General features: G+C 38.4%; 20 protein-coding genes, 1 riboswitch and 1 other annotated feature. Of the genes, 14 read left to right on the top strand and 6 right to left on the bottom strand.

Annotated features, from left to right (window positions below):
* On the bottom strand, positions 1 to 400 hold a 400-nt coding region (locus tag PQ479_RS11100), incomplete at its 3' end, for a hypothetical protein (RefSeq protein WP_273716982.1).
* A gap of 246 nt (positions 401 to 646) precedes the next feature.
* On the opposite strand from PQ479_RS11100, the gene PQ479_RS11105 reads away from it, so the two are divergent.
* Positions 647 to 3985, top strand: coding sequence for a GH36-type glycosyl hydrolase domain-containing protein (locus PQ479_RS11105; RefSeq protein WP_047990392.1), 3339 nt, complete (start codon positions 647 to 649; stop codon positions 3983 to 3985).
* Positions 3986 to 4168: 183 nt separating this feature from the next.
* Positions 4169 to 4591, top strand: a complete 423-nt coding sequence (gene fosB, locus PQ479_RS11110; RefSeq protein WP_047990393.1) for a metallothiol transferase FosB — start codon at positions 4169 to 4171, stop codon at positions 4589 to 4591.
* 557 nt (positions 4592 to 5148) lie between these two features.
* On the opposite strand, the gene PQ479_RS11115 is transcribed toward fosB, so the two are convergent.
* Both PQ479_RS11115 and PQ479_RS11120 read right to left on the bottom strand, forming a co-directional pair.
* On the bottom strand, positions 5149 to 6381 hold the full coding sequence (locus PQ479_RS11115; protein ID WP_047990394.1) for a hemolysin family protein: 1233 nt from the start codon (positions 6379 to 6381) through the stop codon (positions 5149 to 5151).
* A 28-nt stretch (positions 6382 to 6409) separates the two neighbouring features.
* On the bottom strand, positions 6410 to 6988 hold the full coding sequence (locus PQ479_RS11120) for a molybdenum cofactor guanylyltransferase (protein WP_047990395.1): 579 nt from the start codon (positions 6986 to 6988) through the stop codon (positions 6410 to 6412).
* A 109-nt stretch (positions 6989 to 7097) separates the two neighbouring features.
* On the opposite strand from PQ479_RS11120, the gene PQ479_RS11125 reads away from it, so the two are divergent.
* From PQ479_RS11125 to rpmA, 7 genes are all read left to right on the top strand, one after another.
* Positions 7098 to 7883, top strand: coding sequence for a M23 family metallopeptidase (locus tag PQ479_RS11125; RefSeq protein WP_047990396.1), 786 nt, complete (start codon positions 7098 to 7100; stop codon positions 7881 to 7883).
* Complete coding sequence (locus PQ479_RS11130) at positions 7861 to 8781, top strand: site-2 protease family protein (RefSeq protein ID WP_273716999.1); 921 nt, start codon at positions 7861 to 7863, stop codon at positions 8779 to 8781. The genes PQ479_RS11125 and PQ479_RS11130 overlap by 23 nt, the downstream gene beginning before the upstream one ends.
* 14 nt (positions 8782 to 8795) lie before the next feature.
* A complete protein-coding gene (locus PQ479_RS11135) occupies positions 8796 to 10292 on the top strand; it encodes an Rne/Rng family ribonuclease (RefSeq protein ID WP_053070518.1) in 1497 nt (498 codons plus the stop codon).
* A gap of 465 nt (positions 10293 to 10757) precedes the next feature.
* Complete coding sequence (locus PQ479_RS11140) at positions 10758 to 11201, top strand: Dps family protein (RefSeq protein ID WP_047990397.1); 444 nt, start codon at positions 10758 to 10760, stop codon at positions 11199 to 11201.
* A gap of 164 nt (positions 11202 to 11365) precedes the next feature.
* Positions 11366 to 11447, top strand: a sequence feature (ribosomal protein L21 leader region).
* 12 nt (positions 11448 to 11459) lie between these two features.
* The gene (rplU, locus tag PQ479_RS11145) at positions 11460 to 11768 is read left to right on the top strand and encodes a 50S ribosomal protein L21 (RefSeq protein ID WP_047990398.1); all 309 of its coding nucleotides are present in this window, start codon (positions 11460 to 11462) and stop codon (positions 11766 to 11768) included.
* Positions 11769 to 11773: 5 nt separating this feature from the next.
* Positions 11774 to 12112 carry a ribosomal-processing cysteine protease Prp gene (locus PQ479_RS11150; RefSeq protein WP_047990399.1) on the top strand — a complete coding sequence of 113 codons (339 nt, stop codon included), beginning with the start codon at positions 11774 to 11776 and terminating at the stop codon, positions 12110 to 12112.
* Between the two features lie 13 nt (positions 12113 to 12125).
* The gene (gene rpmA, locus PQ479_RS11155; RefSeq protein ID WP_047990400.1) at positions 12126 to 12404 is read left to right on the top strand and encodes a 50S ribosomal protein L27; all 279 of its coding nucleotides are present in this window, start codon (positions 12126 to 12128) and stop codon (positions 12402 to 12404) included.
* Between the two features lie 313 nt (positions 12405 to 12717).
* Here the strand turns inward: rpmA and metE are convergent, their stop codons facing one another.
* Together metE and PQ479_RS11165 are read right to left on the bottom strand one after the other, a co-directional pair.
* Complete coding sequence (gene metE, locus PQ479_RS11160; protein ID WP_047990401.1) at positions 12718 to 15000, bottom strand: 5-methyltetrahydropteroyltriglutamate--homocysteine S-methyltransferase; 2283 nt, start codon at positions 14998 to 15000, stop codon at positions 12718 to 12720.
* Positions 15001 to 15121: 121 nt separating this feature from the next.
* A riboswitch (cobalamin riboswitch) is annotated at positions 15122 to 15308 on the bottom strand.
* Positions 15309 to 15447: 139 nt separating this feature from the next.
* Positions 15448 to 15936: a GNAT family N-acetyltransferase gene (locus tag PQ479_RS11165; protein WP_047990402.1), complete on the bottom strand. Its 489-nt coding sequence runs from the start codon at positions 15934 to 15936 to the stop codon at positions 15448 to 15450.
* Between the two features lie 112 nt (positions 15937 to 16048).
* Here PQ479_RS11165 and PQ479_RS11170 point away from each other — a divergent pair, with 112 nt between their 5' ends.
* From PQ479_RS11170 to crcB, 3 genes are read left to right on the top strand one after another with little or no spacing between them, the layout of a single operon-like run.
* Positions 16049 to 16261 carry a hypothetical protein gene (locus PQ479_RS11170; RefSeq protein ID WP_047990403.1) on the top strand — a complete coding sequence of 71 codons (213 nt, stop codon included), beginning with the start codon at positions 16049 to 16051 and terminating at the stop codon, positions 16259 to 16261.
* 49 nt (positions 16262 to 16310) lie between these two features.
* Entirely contained in the window at positions 16311 to 16721 is a 411-nt protein-coding gene (locus PQ479_RS11175; RefSeq protein WP_053070519.1) for a fluoride efflux transporter FluC, read from the top strand.
* Entirely contained in the window at positions 16718 to 17083 is a 366-nt protein-coding gene (gene crcB / locus PQ479_RS11180) for a fluoride efflux transporter CrcB (protein ID WP_047990404.1), read from the top strand. The genes PQ479_RS11175 and crcB overlap by 4 nt, the downstream gene beginning before the upstream one ends.
* A gap of 627 nt (positions 17084 to 17710) precedes the next feature.
* Here crcB and PQ479_RS11185 read toward each other — a convergent pair.
* Positions 17711 to 19207 (bottom strand): extracellular solute-binding protein, encoded by a 1497-nt coding sequence (locus tag PQ479_RS11185; protein WP_047990405.1) that lies wholly within the window; start codon positions 19205 to 19207, stop codon positions 17711 to 17713.
* 219 nt (positions 19208 to 19426) lie between these two features.
* Here PQ479_RS11185 and PQ479_RS11190 point away from each other — a divergent pair, with 219 nt between their 5' ends.
* Positions 19427 to 20548 (top strand): glycoside hydrolase family 88/105 protein, encoded by a 1122-nt coding sequence (locus tag PQ479_RS11190; protein WP_047990406.1) that lies wholly within the window; start codon positions 19427 to 19429, stop codon positions 20546 to 20548.
* A gap of 73 nt (positions 20549 to 20621) precedes the next feature.
* Positions 20622 to 21302, top strand: a complete 681-nt coding sequence (locus PQ479_RS11195; protein ID WP_047990407.1) for a GntR family transcriptional regulator — start codon at positions 20622 to 20624, stop codon at positions 21300 to 21302.
* Positions 21303 to 21304: the final 2 nt, after the last annotated feature.

Here is a 21304-nt window from a genome sequence, read left to right on the forward strand (position 1 = left end):
AAAAAGGGAGAGAAAGCCCGAGCAAACGCTGAATCGCGGGGTTACGAGCGGAAAAAGGGAGAGAAAGCCCGAGCAAAAGCCGAATCGCGGGGTTACGAGCTGAAAAAGCAGGAGAAAGCCCGAGCAAAAGCCGAATCACGGGGTTACGAGCGGAAAAAGGGAGAGAAAGCCCGAGCAAAGGCGGAATCGCGGGGTTGCGAGCGGAAAAAGGGAGAGAAAGCCCGAGCAAAAGCCGAATCGCGGGGTTACGAGCTGAAAAAACAGGAGAAACCCCGAGCAAAGACTGAATCGCGGGGTTGCGAGTGGATATAAAAACGCCCATGGCGGAGCCAAAACCACCTCCGCCACCAACAAACATGAAAGTATGTCTTTGCTCTTTGATTGGTGGCTTTTCGTTCAATCTGGTTTTGTTCTTATTCATTTTAAAAGAATGGTGTTAGATTGTATTTTAACTTGAGAATTAGCAGTACCCCAGCGGGCGAGTCATGCGGAGACTCCCATGGGACGTAGTGGCAGAGCCGATATCCACTAGCGAAGCTAGTTAGTTCGGCGCCACCCCATAGGACGCGCAGCATGATTTTCGGTAGCGAAGAGCAACGCACCATGTTCGCACTAACTTTCATATAAAATAAAGGAGTTTATCAATATGCAAACAGCACAGTCACAATATCAAGTAAGTGCAGGAAATTTACAATTCCAATTTTTAAACAGTGGTGATTTATTTTCAATTAGTCACCAACATGTCATGATTAATCAATGGTTAGGGAACCCAATCGATGGTTCGATGAACAATATCTTCCTACGTATACATAAGGCCACTGGTATTGACGCTTACCCATTACTTGGCATTCATTCAAACAGCCAAGTGAAGTTCGGTGAGCAAGAAGTCGTTTGGTCTGGACAAATTGAGGAGATCGACTTTGAAGTCAAATTCCTGCTATCGAACCAAAACATATGGTTCTGGGACATTCAACTGAAAGGAAATGGTCATAAAATCGATGTCATTTATGGACAAGATGTTGGCTTAGCAGATCGCGGTGCGGTTCGAAATAACGAAGCTTATCTATCACAGTATGTCGACCATCGAGTTTTTGAAGAGGGACGAAAAGGGTATGTACTGTGCTCAAGACAAAACCAAAGGCAATCTTCTGGACACCCATACTTACAACAAGGTGGTATGCAAAAATCGATTGGTTATTCAACGGATGGCTTTCAATTTTACGGCTTATCTTATAAGGAAACGAACGAAATTGAAGCATTAGGTAAAGAAACGTTAAATAATGAAGTTTATCAATATGAATTTGCCTATAGTGCTCTACAAACAGAAAAAGTTGAGTTAACGGATAACGTTCAATTCACTTTTTACGGTTTATTTAAAGAGAATTTAACAACAGCTATTGAAAGTCTTGATTATACAGACCAAGTAGAAGCAGCTTATCATGAAGTGATGCAACAAACTTCGAATCAATTAGTAGAGGTTGATAAGGTAACAAAATCAGCAGAGATTGGTGAGTCGTTGGCAACTATTTCTTTCTCGAAAGCTGAATTAGAGGCGATGTATCCTAATCGTCATCAACTTGAAACAGAAGGTGGCGAATGGTTGTCATTTTTTACAGATACACATGAGCACATTGTCTTAAAGGAGAAGGAGCTTCTAGTAGAGCGTCCACACGGTCATATTTTAATGAGTGGTCATAATGATAAATTGAATGATTCAGTCATGACGACGACTTCTTATATGTATGGTTTATTTAATGCACAGCTACTAATAGGGAATACGAATTTCCATAAGCTTATGTCCAATGCACGTAATGCTTTAAATGTAAGTAAAACATCTGGACAAAGAATTTATGTGCAAATTGATGGTACGTATCAACTTTTAACAATGCCTTCTCTTTTTGAAATAGGCTTTAATTATGTGCGTTGGTATTATAAAACAGCTACAGAAACCTTTGTTATTACGAACTTCACGGCCGTGGATTCAGCAAAAGTTCAGTTAGAGTTAAAAACTGAATCAGGTAAATCGTATAAATATTTAGTGACGAATCAAATGACAATGAATACGAATGAGTATGATCAGCCCTATGATGTGACGGAAGAGAATGGTGTACTTACGTTCAAAGCGACTGAATACGCTGATAGTGCTTCTATTCACCCGAATCTGCGTTATCAAATGAAGCTAGAAGGTACGGATTATCGTATAACTGATGAAACAAAACTTGTATCCAATGTTCAAAAGGGCAGTGCATCCCTGTTTGTCATGGAATTAGAAGCAGCAGATGCTTGGACTTTAACCGTGAGAGGTTCGATTGATGGACAATTTGTTACGGATGAAACACATGTTTTTGAGCAAGAAAAGGAAACATATCGTGCTTATTTCCAACAAGTTATGAACGGTTTTACGTTAAAGAAAGAAAATGAGCAAACAGAAGAATTACAAAAGGTAAACGCACTAGCTTGGTGGTATACGCATAATATGCTCGTCCATTACTCCGTTCCACATGGTCTTGAGCAGTATGGTGGTGCAGCATGGGGGACACGTGATGTCTGTCAAGGACCAACAGAATACTTCATGGCAACACAAAACTATCATTCTGTGAAAGAAATTATTAAAACCGTTTATACACACCAATATGATAATGATGGTAACTGGCCACAATGGTTTATGTTTGACCAATATAGCCATATTAAAGCAGGCGAAAGTCATGGTGATATTATCGTTTGGCCATTAAAGGTGGTTAGTGATTATTTAATGACAACGGGTGATTATTCGATTCTGGCTGAAGAAGTTCCTTTCACGAAGCGTTCTGACTTTAAGAAAACGGATGAAACATATACGATTTTAGAGCATATTCAAAAGCAATTAACGTATATCAAAGAGCACTTTGTCTATGATACATGTCTTTCTTCATATGGTGATGGTGACTGGGATGATACATTACAGCCAGCGAACACACAGCTTCGTGAGTTTATGGTAAGTAGTTGGACAGTGGCGTTAACGTATCAAGTTTTACGTAACTTCTCAACAGTCTTAGAAAATGAGCACTCAGAGGTAGCTAAAGAGCTTGCGGAAATCGTAGCTGGTATTGAGAAGGATTATAACCAATATATGCTCTCCAATGATGTGATTCCAGGTTTTGTTTATTTTGAAGAACAAGGTCAAGCGGAATTAATGCTTCATCCGACAGATACGAAAACAGGTATCAATTATCGACTATTACCGATGACTCGTTCTATGATTGCCGAACTATTAACGCCAGAACAAGCAGAAGCACATTATCAAGTCATTAAAGAGAAATTAGCTTGTACAGATGGTGTTCGTTTAATGAATCGTCCTGCCGAATATAAAGGCGGTGTCAGTACAAACTTCCAAAGAGCAGAGCAAGCATCTAATTTTGGTAGAGAAATAGGTTTACAATATGTACATGCTCATATTCGCTTTGTTGAAGCTATGGCAAAAATCGGTAAAGTGGATGAAGTGTGGAAAGGTTTACAGACGATTAATCCAATTAACATCCAAGATGTCGTACCTAATGCCGAGCGTAGACAAAGTAATGCGTACTTCAGTAGCTCGGATGGTCAATTTATGGATCGTTATGAGGCACAAGAGAACTTTGGTAAGCTAAGAGATGGCTCTGTGAAGGTTAAGGGCGGCTGGAGAATTTATTCGAGTGGTCCTGGAATCTATATGAATCAGTTAATCTCAAATTGCTTAGGTATCAGACATGAGGCTCATCATGTTGTGATCGATCCAATGATTCCTATTGATTTAGATGGGATGATTTTTGATTATCAAGTCGATGGGAAGCCAGTTTCTTTCCGTTATCATTTGAATCAAGATAAAAAGCGTGTGACCTTAAATGGGCAAACACTTGAGGCTTCGGTGTTAACGAATCGTTATCGTGAAGGTGGCTGGAAGCTTGAAAAATCAGTACTAGCTGACATGCTTCAAGATGGCGAGAATCAAATGGATATTTATTTATAAGAGGTCAAAATAGACACCACCTTGCGGGTAACCATGTTACTTGTTGGGTGGTGTTTTTTAATGGAATTTTACTGGATGATGACCATTTCTCATGGGTAGTTAACCTTTGCTACTAAACGATGATATGTAAATTCTGTTAAACTGAGTACAAAGTAGATTCATATTTTTAAGTGGGGTGATGATTTGCGTATACAAGGCTTGAATCATTTATTGTTTTCTGTTTCGGATTTGGATGCTTCGATTGAGTTTTATCAACAGGTTTTTGGTGCGGAGCTGCTTGTGAAGGGGAATTCAACGGCTTATTTTGACTTAAATGGAATGTGGCTTGCTTTAAATGAAGAAAAGGAGATTCCAAGAGAAGAAATCACGCTTTCTTATACACATTTGGCTTTTTCTATAGCTGAAGAGGAATTTAATGATATTTACGAGCAATTAGTCGATTTAAAAGTGAATATCTTACAAGGGAGAGAAAGGGATGTACGTGATAAAAAGTCGATATATTTTACAGATTTAGACGGCCATATGTTCGAGTTTCATACAGGGACACTTGAGGATCGAATGAACTATTATAAGCAAGAGAAAACACATATGACATTTTATCGTTAAGCTTTTAAAAAGAATGTCGGGTGTTACTTATCCATGTAAAACGCTCATGGCCAATCCTGATTCATTCACCACCAACAAGGATGAAAGTAGTGTCTGGCTTTTTGACTGGTGGAACTTCATTTAATTGGTGCCAAGTGTTGTAGGAAAAGCCGAGAAGTAACAACATAGAGAGTAAAGGTAGTGTTTGACTCTTTAACTGGTGGCTTTTCGTTCACTATGCCTTTTTTCTTTTTCATTTTAAAAGAATAGTGTTGGATTGTTTTTTTTTGAACTTAAGAATTAGTGGTAACCCAGCGGACGAAAACATGCGGAGACTCCCATGGGACGTAGTGGCAGAGCCGAAATCCACTAGCGAAGCTAGTTAGTTCGGCGCCACCCCATAGGACGCGCAGCATGATTTTCGGTAGCGGCGAGCAAAACTCGGCACATGAGTACCAGCACTAACTTTCATACAAAAATGCCGATGATTCTACGTGGACTAACACCTGTTACCAAACAGGCACCAATCTCACTATCATCTGCTCTTCTTATTGAACCCTCTTTAACGGAACTGCCTGTTATTCAGAAGGCGTAACTTGCAGTTTTTCAATCTTCACTTTGGAAATCTTACGTCGATCTGCCTCAGTGACTTCAAATCGTAAGGCTTCGTCAATAAAGAATTCCCCTTTCTTGGGAAGATAGCCAAAATGTTGGAGCATAAAGTTTGCTAAGTTATCGTGGTCTTCTGGAATATCGGTTTTAAAAATTAAATTCAACTGATGCAGGGTGATTTTGCTATCACAAACGATGACCTGTTCGGTTTGTTCAAATACTAAAGGCGGCTGTTTGTCACTCTCGTCATTAATATCTTGTCCGATCATTGTCTCAATTAAATCTTCATGAGAAATAATTCCTTCTGTACCACCATGTTCATCAAGAACGATGGCAAGGTGCGTATGTTCCTTAAGCATTAATCGAAAAACATCTCTTGCTGATTGAAATTGATATACATATAAAGGAGTATGCACAAATTCAGTAATCGCTTTCTCCGGTTCGTTGGACCATTGTAAAAAGGTCTTTGCATGAAAGACACCCGTAATATGGTCAAGATGCTCGCGGTAAACCGGATAGCGAGTATAGCTATTATGTGATAAAAAGTGTTTGGCATCCTCGAAGCTAATATCCTCAGGCATACCGTACACATCTACTCTTGGTGTTTTTAACACGTCTGAAACCGTTAAATGCTGAAAGTCTAACATGGCTTTAAGTCCAAATACTTCATCATTTTTGAATGTACCCTCTGTGTATCCAATATCCACCATAGCCCGCATTTCTTCTTTAGAAATACTTTTTTGATCACCATCTTGTTTAAGTAACTTAATAACAAAATCGGTTAAAACATTAAGCAAAAATGTAAAGGGCTTTAAAAGAAATAAAATCCCTTTTGTTGGGTAATAGACCATATAAGAAAAGCGTTCTGGGAAAGCAGCTGCGACAGATTTCGGTAAAACCTCTGCAAAAATGATGATTAACACAGTTAAAATACCGGTTGCAAGTCCAACATGCCAAGTATATTCTAATGCCACGATCGTTACTAAGGATGGCAAGATAATATTAGGAACATTATTGGCAATTAAAATACCTGGAATGAATTCGCGAGTATTACTTGCTAACTTTAACAAACGCTCTGCTTTTGTGTCTCCAGCTGCTGCCTTTAATTGAAGTTTCATTTTATTCGTTGCTGTCAGAGCGGTTTCACTTGATGAAAAATAAGCAGAAGCAATAAATAGTAGAATTATGGCTAAAATCATTTTGTATGTCCCTCTTTCTCCTTACCAATTAAGAATCTATGCGATCGCTGACATAGTTAATATTCGTAAAGCTTGTTGAAAATGTTTGCAGCCGTTCATCCTTTACATACTTAACCCGTGTGCGTTGCAACAAAGCACCTACCTTGAGAATATCATCGTCTAATAAGCGTTTGAGCGTTCCAGAAATTCTGGAGTGGTAAAGCCCAATTAAAGGCTGCTGCCGTTCCGCGACAACAGGAATAATCACATCGTAATCCTCACTGATATATTCTAATAAGATCTCGTATACCTCGCTCTTTAAATAAGGGGTGTCACAAGGAGCGACAAGAAACCATGTATCAGCACTTTTCTCCTTTTCCATCGCTGTATAAATACCTGCAAGTGGTCCTTTACCGACGTATGCTTCATGATCTTGGATGATATTAGTATGCCCGTCTTTTTGGAATCTAGAAATAAATGTCGACTGGCTAATGATCACTTGCTTGTATGTAAGAGGTGAGAGTGCTTTTAAGCTATATGTATAAAAAAACTGCCCATCTAATTGTGCGAAGGCTTTAGGTGAACCGTATCTTCTGGATGCACCGCCCGCGAGTAATATGCCAATCATAAAAAAACTCCTTTCCCTTCACTGTGTTCCTCTATTATGTCATAAGTAAACAGGACAAGTCATAGATTATACAAACGAATGATGATTTTATGGCGTAAGGGGGAGGCCAATGTCCAATAGATTACACGATTTAAAAAAGAATGCCGCACATAAACGAAGAGAAAGGGATTTAAGGAAGAGTAAAACCGAGGCAAAAAGAATGACCCATGAACAACGAGTGCATGATAAGGATTTCTACAATGCCCCACTTTACTCGAAAGAGAATAAGCCAAAACAAGATGGTGTTATCCATGATAAGAGTTTCTTATTATTAAGAATTATGATTTCTGCCTGTCTTTTCCTACTTGTAGCGATTACGTATCATGGTTCTTTTCAAGCTTTAGATAAGGCAAAGCCATGGGTGACGTATGCTTATGAAGAAGAACTTCAGTTTGCCTCGATTGCGAATTGGTACGAGAATCAATTCGGAAGACCGCTTGCCCTATTACCGACAAAGGAGAATGAACCTGATGAGGGGGAGCTTTCATTAGAAGGGTTAGATTATGCGATTCCGGCATCAGGTGGTGTCATTGCGGAAGACTTTTCAGAGAATGGACACGGTGTTTTAGTTGAGACAGGTTTAGAAGCAGAGGTCAAGGCTGTAAAAGGTGGTTTTGTTGAGTCTGTAGGAGAGGATGAGCAGTATGGCAAGCGTGTTATCGTTCAGCATTATGATCAAACTAAAACGATTTATGGCATGCTCGATTCTATAGAAGTCAATGTGTATGACCATATTCAAGTAGGTCACCCAATCGGAATGGTTTCAAAAACAGTGGATGAAAAAGGCCAATTCTACTTCGCTATCCAAAAAGGGGATTATTACATTGACCCAAGTGATGTCATTTCATTCGACTAATTGGAGTTGGTTTGCTTTTGTAAGAAAGGTAAAAGTTCATCCGCTCTTTTGGTTTATTTTAGGAATTGGTATGATGACTGGTTATTTTCGTGAAGTGATTATGGTTTTCTCCATTGTGATGGTCCATGAACTAGGTCATGCGTTAACCGCCACTTTTTTTAAATGGAAATTGAATAAAATCGAGCTTCTTCCATTTGGTGGTGTAGCAGAGGTTGAAAACAATGGGAATCAACCTTTTTATCAAGAATTTTTCATTGTGATTGCCGGTCCTATTCAGCATATCTGGATGATCGGTTTATCTTTTTTACTAGCGGGTTCAACTATTTGGTCTATGCAAGCTCACGAACTATTTGTGACACATAATTTAATTATTCTTTTGTTTAACTTGTTGCCGATATTACCTTTGGACGGTGGAAGGTTATTGCAGCTTTTCCTTTTGTTTAATAATCCTTATAAACAAGCGATGCTCCTCTCATTAAGGCTCTCTTTCTTCTTTTTGTTAATTGGAATGACGGTCGTTATTTTTCTATTCCCTTTTCATTTGAATATTTGGGTTGTGATCAGTTTTTTACTGATTTCTCATTATCTAGATTGGAAACAGCGTCATTTTCGGTTCATGCGTTTTTTAATGGGGAGGATGGAGATGCGGAATCATCGATCTATCAAAAGCCTATCCATTGATGGTACAATAACAGTAAAAGAAGTTGTACATCTATTTGAGAGAAATGTAACACACCGGATTACATATGTAGATTCAAGACGGGGGACAATGGTGATTTCAGAAGAGGAACTTCTTGATTATTTTCTACATTATGGTGGACGAATAAGGATGTATGACTGGGTGAGGCGTCATGTTCCATTTGATAGGGATAATCGTACAAGTGAAATAGTTAAATAAAAGGGGCTTCTGCCGTGAGAGATATTTATTTCAATATGAATACGAAGGAAAGACGAGCAGCTATCGTTGAACATGATGAAGTGGTTGAATTTCTCATTGAACGACCTGTAGAAAAAAGAATAGTTGGTAATATTTTTGTAGGGAAAGTCGTGAATGTTTTACCCGGCATGCAGGCTGCATTTGTAGATATAGGTAGTGAGAAAAACGGCTTTATTTATCGTGACGACTTAATGTCATTTCATTTACTAGAAGAAGATGATGATACGAAGAAAAAGCGAAATATTTCCGAATTTGTCACACAAGGTGAGGTAGTGATTGTTCAGGTAACGAAGGAAGGCGTGGGTACAAAGGGACCTCGATTAACGAGTTTAATTTCTTTACCTGGTCGATTTCTCGTGTACTTACCTGAAGGTGGTTATGTCGGTGTATCTAGACGTTTCTCTAAGGAGGAAGAACGAGAACGGCTCAAGAAAATTGGTGGGGAGCTTTTGACCGGTCAAGAAGGTATGATTATACGTACCGTTTCCGAAGGCCTCTCTAAAGAGGATATTAGGCAAGAGCTGCAATATTTACGTGCTTTTTGGAGAGAGCTTTGTCAACGTATCGAAAATGGAAAGCCACCAAGCTTAATTCATCAAGACTCAGGTCTTTTTGAGAGGATTGTCCGAGATTTTGCTCATGAATCAATTGGTGAGATTTGGATCGATCATTTACCAGATTATCAACAGCTGAAGCGTTTGTATAAAGCCTATCCAAAGCTAGACCAAGCTTTACGTTTATACCGTGATAGGGAAAATATATTTAGTGCCTTTGGCATTGAAAAGGAATTAGAAAAAGCATTAAAGAGACAGGTTTGGTTAAATAATGGCAGTTATTTAATGATTGACCAAACAGAGGCCTTAACGGTTATTGATGTAAACACTGGAAAATTTACTGGGAAAAGTAATTTGGAAGACACAATTGTTAAAGCCAACCTTGAGGCTACGAAAGAAATTGCCAAGCAGCTTAGGTTAAGAGATATAGCAGGAATTATCGTGATTGATTTCATTGATATGAAAAATGAGGAAAATCGAGAGCTTGTTTTAAAAGCATTTAAAAAGGCGTTAACAGGTGACCGTACGCGAACAAATGTGGTTGGTATGACGGGGCTTGGGTTAATCGAGCTAACGCGTAAACGTGTGAGAAATAACTTGCAAACTAGTCTTTCAAAGGTTTGTCCGACTTGCCATGGTAAGGGTGTCGTTCTATCTGATGAAGCGCAAGCCTTTAAAATTGAGCGCCAACTATGGGAGTATAAGGGTGGTGATCAGGAGGCGGTTGTCATTGAAATTCCTTCAAAGGTGCAGGCGGTGTTAGTGGGCGAGAAAGGTGAGCATTTAAAGCGTTTGGAAGCAGCTTTAGGGTTTCGGATTCTTATTTATCCAAATAAGGCCTTAAAGGAAGAAGCCTTTTCAATTCGATATGCTGGATCGCTTGAGGAAGCGGTGTTACGCTTGGAGCAGTTGAAATAATACCGTTCCTGTTAAGAAAGAGGAATGGAATAAAGAGAATGAAAGACTGTGCATACTGATAGTGGTGCAGTCTTTTTGTTTTGCAAAAAAGAGCAGTCATGCGGAGTAATCAAAATACGTAGCAATGGAGAAGAAAAAAAGTGGTCAATGCGGAGTAAATCAAAATACGCAGCAATGAAGCAGGAAAAAGAGCAGTCAAAGCGAAGCAAATGAAAATTTGAACCAATTTTGGTAGCGGCAAGTAGAACAACGCATTCCAGAGTTAGCAAATAATGAAGTTCCCTTCAGTTTAAGAGAAGAATCCAATTAAATAAAATGCACTAAGCTAAGGGCTAAGTAGATTCTCAAGTTTGACTTGAAACATCCTTATTAACAATAAATACTATTTTATATTAATTTTTTATTGATAATAATTATAATTAAGGTTATAATTAAATCAATCACGATTAAAAGGAGATGTTTGAAATGAAATACGACCAATTAATTGAAAAAATGAATAAGCAGTTGGCAAACTGGTCCGTTTTATTTACGAAGCTTCATAATTACCATTGGTATGTTAAAGGCGATCAATTCTTTACCTTACATGATAAATTTGAGGAATTATATGGACTAGCTGGCACGCAAATTGATGAATTAGCAGAGCGGATTTTAGCGATAAAAGGTAAGCCGGTTGCTACTATGAAAGAGTATTTAGACATTTCTTCTGTTAAAGAAGCAGAAAAAAATGAAGGTGCATTTAATATGGTTGCTAATATCGAGGGCGACTTTGAGAGAATGGTTGTAGAATTCGACGAAATCATTGATTTAGCCGAAAAAGCACATGATGAACCAACCGCGGATATGTTTATTTCATTAAAAGCAACACTTGAAAAGCACGCTTGGATGCTACGTTCATTTAATGGAAAATAAAGGGGAAGTAGGGTGATGAAACGTTGCTGAAAAGAAGTAGGAAAATCTCGCACTAGGTTTGTTCATATTCATCGAAAAAAATGATGGATCCTACTTGTTTCAAGCATTGACAGCCTCTAATCCTATGTGGTAAGATAGCAAATGTTAGTTATTTGGTCGCACCCAAACGACTACAACCGCACGGACTAGGTTTTTAAAAGAAATCTTGATGATTTCTACCTAATGATGGCGAGTCTGAGTATATGAGGAGGTGCAGAAATGTACGCAATTATTGAAACTGGTGGTAAGCAAATCCGTGTTGAGGAAGGTCAAGAGATCTTCGTTGAGAAGTTAGACGTAGAAGCTGGTGAAACAGTTAGCTTCGATAAAGTTCTAATGATCGGTGGCGGTGATGTAAAAGTAGGAGCTCCTTTAGTAGAAGGTGCATCTGTAACGGCTAAGGTTGAAAAGCATGGTCGTCAAAAGAAAATCATCGTTTGGAAAATGAAAGCTAAGAAAAACTACCGTCGTAAGCAAGGTCATCGTCAACCTTATACAAAAGTCGTTATTGATAAAATTAACGCATAATTGACATGATTACGGTAGAAGTGATTCGTAATATTAACCAGCAGATTGATTCATTTACGATGAGTGGTCATGCTGAAAGTGGTCCGTATGGTTATGACCTTGTCTGTGCAGGAGCCTCAGCTGTTTCGCTCGGGGCTGTAAATGCAATTTATTCATTACTTGATGTTGAATTAAATGTCGAGATGAAAGATGATGGTGGATTCCTCTCTTGTTCGATTCCAAGTAATTTGGAGGAAGTGACTTTAGAGAAGGTGCAGCTTCTTCTTGAAGGAATGATTGCTTCTTTACAATCGATTGCCGATGAGTATCATGAACATATAACCGTTATAGCAAGGAAAAAATGAGGAGGTGGATATGATGTTAAGAATGGACCTTCAGTTTTTCGCTTCGAAAAAAGGAGTAGGTAGTACTAAAAACGGACGTGACTCACGCTCAAAGCGCTTAGGTGCTAAGCGTGCAGATGGTCAGCTTGTATCAGGCGGATCAATCTTAGTTCGTCAACGTGGTACTCGCGTATATCCTGGAACGAACGTAGGAAAAGGTGGGGACGATACTTTATTTGCTAAAGTTGACGGCGTTGTTAAGTACGAGCGCGTTGGTCGTGACCGTAAGCAAGTAAGCGTATATCCTGCATAATGCAAAAACCTTGGGCTTATAAAGCTCAAGGTTTTTTTATGATCATTTTTTCTCGATGAAGATACTCGTGTATGTCGGTTAATTTGTGAAGAATAGAAAGAGTTTGAATCGATAAGTGGCTTGATTGAAGAAATATGAAGGATTGGAATGGAGAAAATATCCATAAATACGGCGGCAATATGAATTACGCAGCAATGAAGCAGAAAAAAGAGTCACCAATGCGGAGCAAATCAAAACACATATATATACGTGTCAACATACATTAAAAAACTCGCCAAGCATAAAGGAGCTTAGCGAGTTTTGGTCATTTTAATTATACTTTCTGGCTAGAGCCAATGGTTTCTCTTGCATGCTCTGCTGCTTGAACCATATGCTTAAGTGCCGCTACTGTTTCTTCTTCTCCACGGGTTTTTAAGCCGCAATCAGGATTGACCCAGAATAATTCTTTTGGTAACACTTCTAAGGCGCGATTAATTACTTTTTCCATTTCTTCAACACTTGGGACACGCGGGCTATGGATATCATAGACACCAAGGCCAATGCCTTTATCATAGGCTTTTGTTTCAAATGTAGAAATAATGTCACCTGCACTTCTCGATGTTTCAATAGAAATGACATCTGCATCTAATGCAGAGATAGAATTGATAATTGTGCGGAAATCACTATAGCACATATGTGTATGGATTTGTGTAGTCTCTTTTACTTGAGCAGTACTAATTCTGAACGCCTCAACCGCCCAGTTTAAATACGTATCCCAATCTTTCTCTTTGAGAGGGAGCCCTTCGCGAATGGCTGGCTCATCGACTTGAATCATTTCAATACCTGCCGCTTCTAATGCCTGTACTTCATGTATGAGAGCTTCCGCAATTTGTAAGGCTACGTCTTTACGAGGGATATCATCACGAACAAATGACCAATTTAGTATGGTAACAGGTCCAGTAAGCATTCCTTTTACAGGCTTTGCCGTCAAAGATTGAGCATATTTGGTTTCTTTTACAGTCATTTCTCCTACAAACTTTACATCGCCAAAAATAACGGGCGGCTTCACACATCTTGAGCCATAGGATTGTACCCAACCGCCTTTAGTGAAAACAAAGCCAGCTAGTTTTTCACCGAAATATTCAACCATGTCATTACGTTCAAATTCACCGTGAACAAGTACATCAATCCCAAGATCTTCTTGGATGTGTACCCATTTTTCAATCTGTTCATTGACAAAGGTTTCATAAGCTTCGTTCGTTAGTTCGCCTTTACGCCATAAGTTTCGGTTTCGTCGGACTTCTTTCGTTTGTGGGAAGCTACCGATCGTGGTTGTTGGTAAAGGTGGTAATTGAAACTTTTTGGCTTGAAGTTGCTGTCTGACAGAAAAGGCCGTTTGTCTTTCTTGGTAATAAGTATGTGTAACTTGTTCATCTTGTTTACGCCAGGTTGAATTTTGGATAATTGTTGAGATTTGGTCATTTTCAGCTTGTTGGCTACTTTTGATCGTTTCATTTCCGGTAAAAAAGTCACGAAGGTTCACTAACTCTTGAAGCTTCTCATCAGCAAAAGCTAATGCAATTTGTACAAGCTCATCAAGATTATGTTCAGCTTTTTTTGTTACCGGAACATGTAAGAGGCTTGAAGAAGGCTGGAGCCAAATATTCGCGGTAGGAGAAACAGAAAGGATTTCTGAAAAGCTGCTTTCTACCACGGATAAGTTCGCTCTCCAAATATTTCTACCATCAATAATTCCAGCACCCAACACTTTATTGGATGGGAAGCCGTGCTTTTGGAGGGAGGATAGGTTTTCGTCCTTACCGTGAACAAAATCAAGCCCAATTCCTGCTACAGGAAGTTGAATGACCTTTTCATAATGACTGACAGCATCAAAGTATGTTTGTACCATGACATTGATGGATGTTCGTTCATTTAAGTAATGATACGTAGATGAAACTAAATCTATTTCTTGTTCACTAATACTTGTAACGAGGGAAGGTTCATCGATTTGAACCCACTCACAACCAGCCTGTTCAAGTTGTTGTAAAACCTCTACATAGAGCGGTAATAAGGATTCAAGGTGTTTAGAAAAATCAGTTTGCTCATAACCTTTTGAAAGTTTAAGGAATGTAAAAGGACCAATTAATACAGGCTTACCTGTGATCCCTAATTCATTCTGAGCTTCTTGATAGGCTTCGAGTGGTTTGTTGTATTGTAATTTCGGCGTTTGTCCTTCCCATTCAGGAACGATATAGTGATAATTCGTATTAAACCATTTTGTCATTTCACTAGCTGGAGCAGCATCATTCCCACGAGCGATATCAAAATAGCCAGTTAATGTATGGTTTTGATAGCTTTCCTGGAAACGTTTTGGGATTAGACCAAACATGACAGCATGATCGAGAACATGGTCGTAAAAAGTGAAATCACCAACCGGTATATAGTCAATGCCTGCTTCTTTTTGTTTTTTGAGGCCAATTAGTCGTTGTTCCTTTAAGTTGGCAAGCAGTTGTGGTTCGTCTATTTTTTTTGACCAAAATGCTTCCAACGCTTTCTTCCATTCACGTTTCTCTCCGATTCTTGGATAACCAAGATTACTTGTGCGTATATCTCCCATTCAAATACCTCCAGATTCATTTTAAAATAATAAAAAAGGATATTTTTACCAATAATAGTGGGTAAAAATATCCTGTCATACTGTTGATATTTTTAACACCTCCCTATCTCCCGTAGGTTGAGCAGTGTTGTTAGACTAGGCAGGTCTCCTGGCTATGGCGTCTTTGCTTTTTCTCTCTTCCCAGTTCATAACCAGTGATTACAAGAAAAGCTCTTCCATTACAGTGGCGGGACCGCTTCGGTTTTTCACCGAATTCCCTTTTAAACGTAAACTAAAAATGCTTACGTACCTAATCCCCACTTTTCAAATTTGTATTTACTTTAACGAAGTAAGGAAAGATTGTCAATATCCAGTTTTGACTTAATTAATAGAATAGTCAGCTAATATAAGGCTTTTTGTGTGAAAAATAAAGATTTAAAACAACGTTAAAGTCAAAGCGGGACTAACTCACTTCACAGGTTTCCACTCAAATAAGTAAAATTCTTCTAATATTTTTGCTAAATGAAATCCATGCTTTTCGTAAAAAGGGCGTAAAAATGGACTGAATCGTGCACAATCCAAACGTAAAATTTTATTGGTTGCTTGGGCTTGTTCTTTGGCATAAGTAACTAGTTGGGAACCGATATGTTGCCCTTTTTTAGTAATAGGTACGATGACACGATGAAGATAATAAGCGTCTACATCAGTATGGTCGGGCCATAAATCAAAGTCCCACTGATCCCCCTCCATTAGTACGAGAGCTCCTTGTAATTCCTGCTGTTGATCTAAAAAAACATATAAATGTCCTTGTTCAAAATCATGATTAAGAATCGCTGTGTTTTCTTTATTTAAATAAAAGGCCCATTGGGATAGCTCCTTCTTTTTTAAATCAACAGCTCGTTCGTAAATCCATTCTTTTATAATCGGTAAATCACTTTTAATAGCTTGACGGAACATGTTATGACCTCCTTTATGATCATTACTAGTATAGAGGTCGGAGAAGAAAATGGATAGACTTGAATTTTTTTAGAATGTTCGAGATAATAATGGAAGAAAGTAGGTGGAGCAGATGGCAAAATCATCAGCCAAAAAAAAACGAGAAAAACAAATACGTGAAGGTAAGAGAAACCCTTTGAATGGGCGGAGCCCTTTTGTTCAACTTGATTTAAGAACACGTAAAACAAAGACAAAGAAAGAGCAACTATATAAGTGCAAGCATAAGAATCACTTTTCAGAGAGGGAAGATGATTCTTTTTATTTGGAGAAGAAAAAGGCTGGTTAACATGAAGTACATAGAAATTGCTAACATGACACATAGTGGGGGCAGAAGCGTGAACATTAAAAATATCATAGCCGTTGCGATTGGCGGAATGGTTGGAACGTGGTTACGGTATGCTATGTATATCTGGTTTAATATGGACTGGTTTCCTCTCAGCACATTGCTAGTTAATTTGTTGGGTAGTCTCCTTTTAGGATTATTAACTGGTGCTGCTTCCCAAATTTTGATTAAAGAGTGGTTAAAGGTTGGATTAGGGGTAGGTTTATGTGGAGGGTTTACAACGATGTCAGCCTTTTCTGAGGATGCGTGGAGACTTCTAATGAACGGACAGATGTTGATTTTGGTTACATATGTCGTGACTTCGGTAGGACTAGGAATAGCCTTAGCAGCTACAGGATATTTGATTGCCAAGAAGATGCTACGGTCAAACCGGAAGGCAGAAAGGCAGGTCGGTAGACGATGAATATGTTTTTTCTTTCTGTTGGTGCATTGGTCGGTGCTCCTTTAAGATATGTGTTAGGGGAGTGGTTTAAGGCTAAATTTACGGAACGTATTTGGCCGTTGGCGATGGTTATCGTTAATATGCTGGGCTCGTTTGGGTTAGGCGTTTTTGCTACATTTATCTTTTTTCATGAAGTGTCGAGTTCTACTCAATTGTTGATAGCGACTGGCTTTTTTGGGTCCTTTACGACATTTTCGACTTTTTCTGTTGAGGCATTTTTGTTTTTAAAAGAACGGAGATACCGCTTCATGGCTGTTTATTTGTTTTTATCAATTGTTGGCTCTGTTTTTTCTTTTGCTGTTGGTTATTGGCTTTTTATATGAAAGTTATCTAAATCTCATGTGCGGAGCGTTAATCACCGCTACCGAAAAGCATGCTCCGCGCGTCCTATGGGGTGGCGCCGAACTAGCTGCGCTAGTGGATTAGGCTCTGTAAGTTAGCTCAGTCTGCCCTTTCCTCCTGCAGGAGTCGTCCTCTCCATTCCCTCCGCTTAGGTTAGTGCAGGCTTCTTGGTTGATGAGTTTTTCATACAAAACAAATGAATGAAAAGCTAACAAATAAAAAAGCAAATACTAATTGTATGAAGTTTTACCAGTTAAAGAGTGAAACCATACTTACATGTTTGAAGGGACTAGTTGTAAACGTACCCACAGGTAAAGAAGTCGTCACTACATATGAATGACTACTTTGTGCAGATACTCCAAGGTTTGGCCTCAGGATCTGCACGATTCCTTATGAACCTTAAGGTGGCGATAGATGACTTTCATCTTTGATGGTGGTTGTAGAAGGTGTATTTGGCTGTGCTTGTTTTTTATTGGAAGATTTAATAGGGAGGCCCTTTTTTAAAGGTTTTTGACTTCAAAACCACTTGGCTCTCAGAAGCCAAACTTGGATGGATCATTACTGTCATGGTTAAAGCCTGTAGACTATTCTACAGGCTTTTTGGTGGGTTAATTATTCTCTTTGTAGGAGGCAGTGAATTCGTCGATGATATCTTGACCGCCTCTGTTTAACCAGTTTTCGATGGCGGCTTGGAAGCCTTCTTTGTCAATGTCTCCGATGATGTATTGGTAGGTAGCATCTTCGATAATTCTTTGCAAGACGGCACTTTGTGATAGAAAAGTTTCTGATTCAAGACCTATGGTAGGATCATCGATGAGATAATTTTCATTGTCAGCATATAATTCTTCAGCTTTTGCTCGAGCTTCAAAAGTAAAGTGGGCTTCATAACGTCCGCTAGACTCTTCTTCAGCAATTTCTAAAGTTTGAATCGGAAATACTTCTTTGTTGTATAAATCAGAATCAATCACTTCAGCTTTGTTGTCGTCTATTACCTCATAATGTTCACCTTCTATACCCCAATACACTAAATTTGCTCCCTCAGGTGTCATCAGGAAATCGTAAAAGCTCAGTACTTTTCGTAATTCCTCTTCGTTTTCAATGGATGATTTAGGAAACAAAATAACGTTTCCGTATCCTGGCAATGACCATGTAGTAAACTCTCCTGAAGGTCCTTCCACCTGATTATGAACATCTAAAACAGCATTGGAATCATTCGCTACCGTGTTTGGATGAAAGGATTGTACATCACCCATTGAACCTACATATACGCCGGCACGACCACTTGTAAATAAAGAGCGTTGGTCGTTTTTACTAGTTACTGGAAAATCTTGGTTCATATATCCTTTTTCATGAATATCTCGAAAAAAGTCTAATGTATCCATATATTCAGGAAACATAAAATCAGGTAATATTTGTCCGTCTTGAATGCCAAAATTGTTAGGAGTATGGAACCAGGAGGCTACGGTTTTAAATGCACCGAACGTTAGCTCATTTCGGTCACTTAATCCAAATGTATCGTCAAGACCATTTCCATCTGGGTCATCTTCTGTAAACGCTCTCAACATTTCGTAAAATTCATCGATGTTTGTAGGTGCTTCTAAGCCTAAGTTATCAGCCCAGTCTTGACGATAGATAATACCTTGTCGTGAAAGGGGTTTACCCTCGTATAACATATAAACTTTTCCATCTACCATCGTATTTTCTAATATATCTTCTCGCATTTTGCTAAGGTTCTCAAATTCATCGAGGTAAGGACCAATTTCCCAAAACTGTCCATCCTTAATATATTGCTTGTATTGTGTAAGTAAGTCTAAGTCTAAAACAATCGAATGAGGAAATGTTCCAGAGGCAAAAGCAGTGTTTACTTTTTCAACGTAGGTCGTTGCAGGAACAAACTCAATGTCTAGATTGACACCTGATTTTTCTTCAAGTATGTCTAAGATACGTTTATCTGGAACCTCTGGTGTATGCAATTTCACCATGGCTGATAATGTGAAGTCATCATCGTTACTAGTTGAGCTATTACCACTATTACAGGCAATAAGTGTGCTTGAACCAATTGTAACCGCTAACAAAAACGAAAAAAGTTTCAAATTCTTCTTCATTCTGATGCCCCCCGTAAATTGATATATGATATTTGATATATCACAATGATAAATGAATAAGATTACGTTGTAAATATATTTTTTATAAAATTTAAAATAATTAGTGAATTAATTGATTTAGGAGTTTGTGAAAGATTGACAATATGTATTTCTTCGTTTTTAATGATGAAATATAAAAGCTCTTAAACGCTTTTTTAGCTTAATAAGGAGGAGATAGCAGTGGCTTATGAACTTGTGCAACGTATGCAACAGGAATATAAAAAGCAGGAGGGAAAATGGTTTTCGAACCGTTGGCACTACATTGAAGCTTGTATACTTAAAGCCTATTTAGACCATTTTGATTTGAAGGGAAGAAAAGAAGATTATCAGTTTGTCAAAGATTATGTGGAGAGGTTATTTGATGAAAATGGAGAAATAACAAGTATTAAGATAAATGACTACAACATTGATCAAATAAGAATGGCTACGATTTTATTAAGGCTTTATCGAGTAGAAAAGGATCCGAAGTATAAAAAAGTGTTAGATGATTTGTACCAACAACGCTCAAGTTATCCGCGAACAAAACAAGGTAGCTTTTGGCACAAATCGAATTATCCTAATCAAGTGTGGCTAGATGGACTTTATATGGGACAGCCATTTTATTTGGAGTATATGAAAGAATTTATGAATAAAAAAGACTATCAAGATTTAATCAAGCAGTTCCGCCATGTTCGAACGTATATTTACAACGAAGAGAAAAATCTCTACGTTCATGCTTATGATGATAGTAAGAAGGTCTTTTGGGCAAATAAAGTGACGGGACAGTCGCCACATGTATGGTCTCGGGCTATAGGTTGGTATAGTATGGCTTTAGTGGATAGTATCGAGCTATTAGAAGGTGAAGAAGCTTTGCAACAAGAGCTTGGTAAGCTTTTAGAGGAGCTCGTTTTGGATGTTATTCCACATCAAGATCAAAGCGGAATGTGGTATCAAGTGATGGACTACCCCGAGCGAGAAGGAAATTTCTTGGAGACAAGTGGCACATTAATGCTCGCCTATAGTCTATTAAAAGGCGTGAGGATTGGTTTTTTACAAAAAAGTTTTCAACAATTTGGTCTAGCTGCTTATGAGGGAACCGTAAAAGAGTACTTGAGAGAAGAAAATGGAGAGATTTTACTTGGAGGAATTTGTAGAAGTGCGGGACTCGGAAAACATCCTGATACCGGAGTCATGAGGGATGGGAGTTTTAATTATTACGTGTTTAGAGAAAGGATAGTGGACAATAATGGACATGGAGTCGCTCCTTTATTGATGGTTTACAATGAAGTTTTACAGCTTGAAAAGTCAGATATTTTAGAATAAACATTATTTACAGAAAGAGATTCCTGCGCTAACATTTGATATATCAGATATCAAATTGAATAGGGTGAGTACAATGAAAGAAGTAATTAACCATGATCTCTTTGCAATAAAAACAGAACAAGTAAAGTCGTTACGCGATATTGTGGCGGAATCCTTAAGAGAAGCGATTGTAACAGGCAAGCTTCAACCAGGTGAGCATTTAAAAGAACGTGAGCTATCGTCATTAATGGGCGTGAGTACAACTCCTATTAAAGAAGCTTTTCGTATGCTGGGCCGAGAGGGACTTGTTGAAACGATTCCAAGAAAAGGGACGTATGTCTCAAATGTGGCAGAGTCTACGATTCAAGAAGTTCAAATGTTAAGAGCTGTATTAGAAGGGTTATGTGCAAAGCTTGCCGCTCAAAAAATAACCGAACAACAAAAGGTGAAAATGAAAGAGCAAATCACAAAGATGGAGCAATTACTTGAAGCAAAAGAAATTGACCGTCTAATTGAAGCGAATACTCGTTTTCACCAAATAATTAAAGAGGCTGCGGCAAGCACGATGATTAATCAAGTGTTAGAAAACACAGCCAGTCTTGATAAAGCTTTTAGAAAGCGTGCTTTAATGAATGATAGTGAATTAAAATATGGTTTTGTTGAGCATAAAAAGGTTTATGAAGCGATTATTCATCACCATGATGAGTTAGCCGAACATTTAATGAAGGATCATATTTTAAGAACATTACACGATGTTCTTAAGACAAAAGAGTAAGG

The sequence above is a fragment of the Alkalihalobacillus pseudalcaliphilus genome, from assembly GCF_028610675.1.
GTDB lineage: Bacteria > Bacillota > Bacilli > Bacillales > Bacillaceae_D > Alkalihalobacillus > Alkalihalobacillus pseudalcaliphilus.

Coding starts and splice junctions, on each gene's coding strand:
- PQ479_RS11105 (WP_047990392.1), top strand. CDS start 647: ATGCAAACAGCACAGTCACAATATCAAGTAAGTGCAGGAAATTTACAA.
- PQ479_RS11115 (WP_047990394.1), bottom strand. CDS start 6,381: ATGATTTTAGCCATAATTCTACTATTTATTGCTTCTGCTTATTTTTCA.
- PQ479_RS11120 (WP_047990395.1), bottom strand. CDS start 6,988: ATGATTGGCATATTACTCGCGGGCGGTGCATCCAGAAGATACGGTTCA.
- PQ479_RS11125 (WP_047990396.1), top strand. CDS start 7,098: ATGTCCAATAGATTACACGATTTAAAAAAGAATGCCGCACATAAACGA.
- PQ479_RS11140 (WP_047990397.1), top strand. CDS start 10,758: ATGAAATACGACCAATTAATTGAAAAAATGAATAAGCAGTTGGCAAAC.
- rplU (WP_047990398.1), top strand. CDS start 11,460: ATGTACGCAATTATTGAAACTGGTGGTAAGCAAATCCGTGTTGAGGAA.
- PQ479_RS11150 (WP_047990399.1), top strand. CDS start 11,774: ATGATTACGGTAGAAGTGATTCGTAATATTAACCAGCAGATTGATTCA.
- rpmA (WP_047990400.1), top strand. CDS start 12,126: ATGTTAAGAATGGACCTTCAGTTTTTCGCTTCGAAAAAAGGAGTAGGT.
- metE (WP_047990401.1), bottom strand. CDS start 15,000: ATGGGAGATATACGCACAAGTAATCTTGGTTATCCAAGAATCGGAGAG.
- PQ479_RS11165 (WP_047990402.1), bottom strand. CDS start 15,936: ATGTTCCGTCAAGCTATTAAAAGTGATTTACCGATTATAAAAGAATGG.
- PQ479_RS11170 (WP_047990403.1), top strand. CDS start 16,049: ATGGCAAAATCATCAGCCAAAAAAAAACGAGAAAAACAAATACGTGAA.
- crcB (WP_047990404.1), top strand. CDS start 16,718: ATGAATATGTTTTTTCTTTCTGTTGGTGCATTGGTCGGTGCTCCTTTA.
- PQ479_RS11185 (WP_047990405.1), bottom strand. CDS start 19,207: ATGAAGAAGAATTTGAAACTTTTTTCGTTTTTGTTAGCGGTTACAATT.
- PQ479_RS11195 (WP_047990407.1), top strand. CDS start 20,622: ATGAAAGAAGTAATTAACCATGATCTCTTTGCAATAAAAACAGAACAA.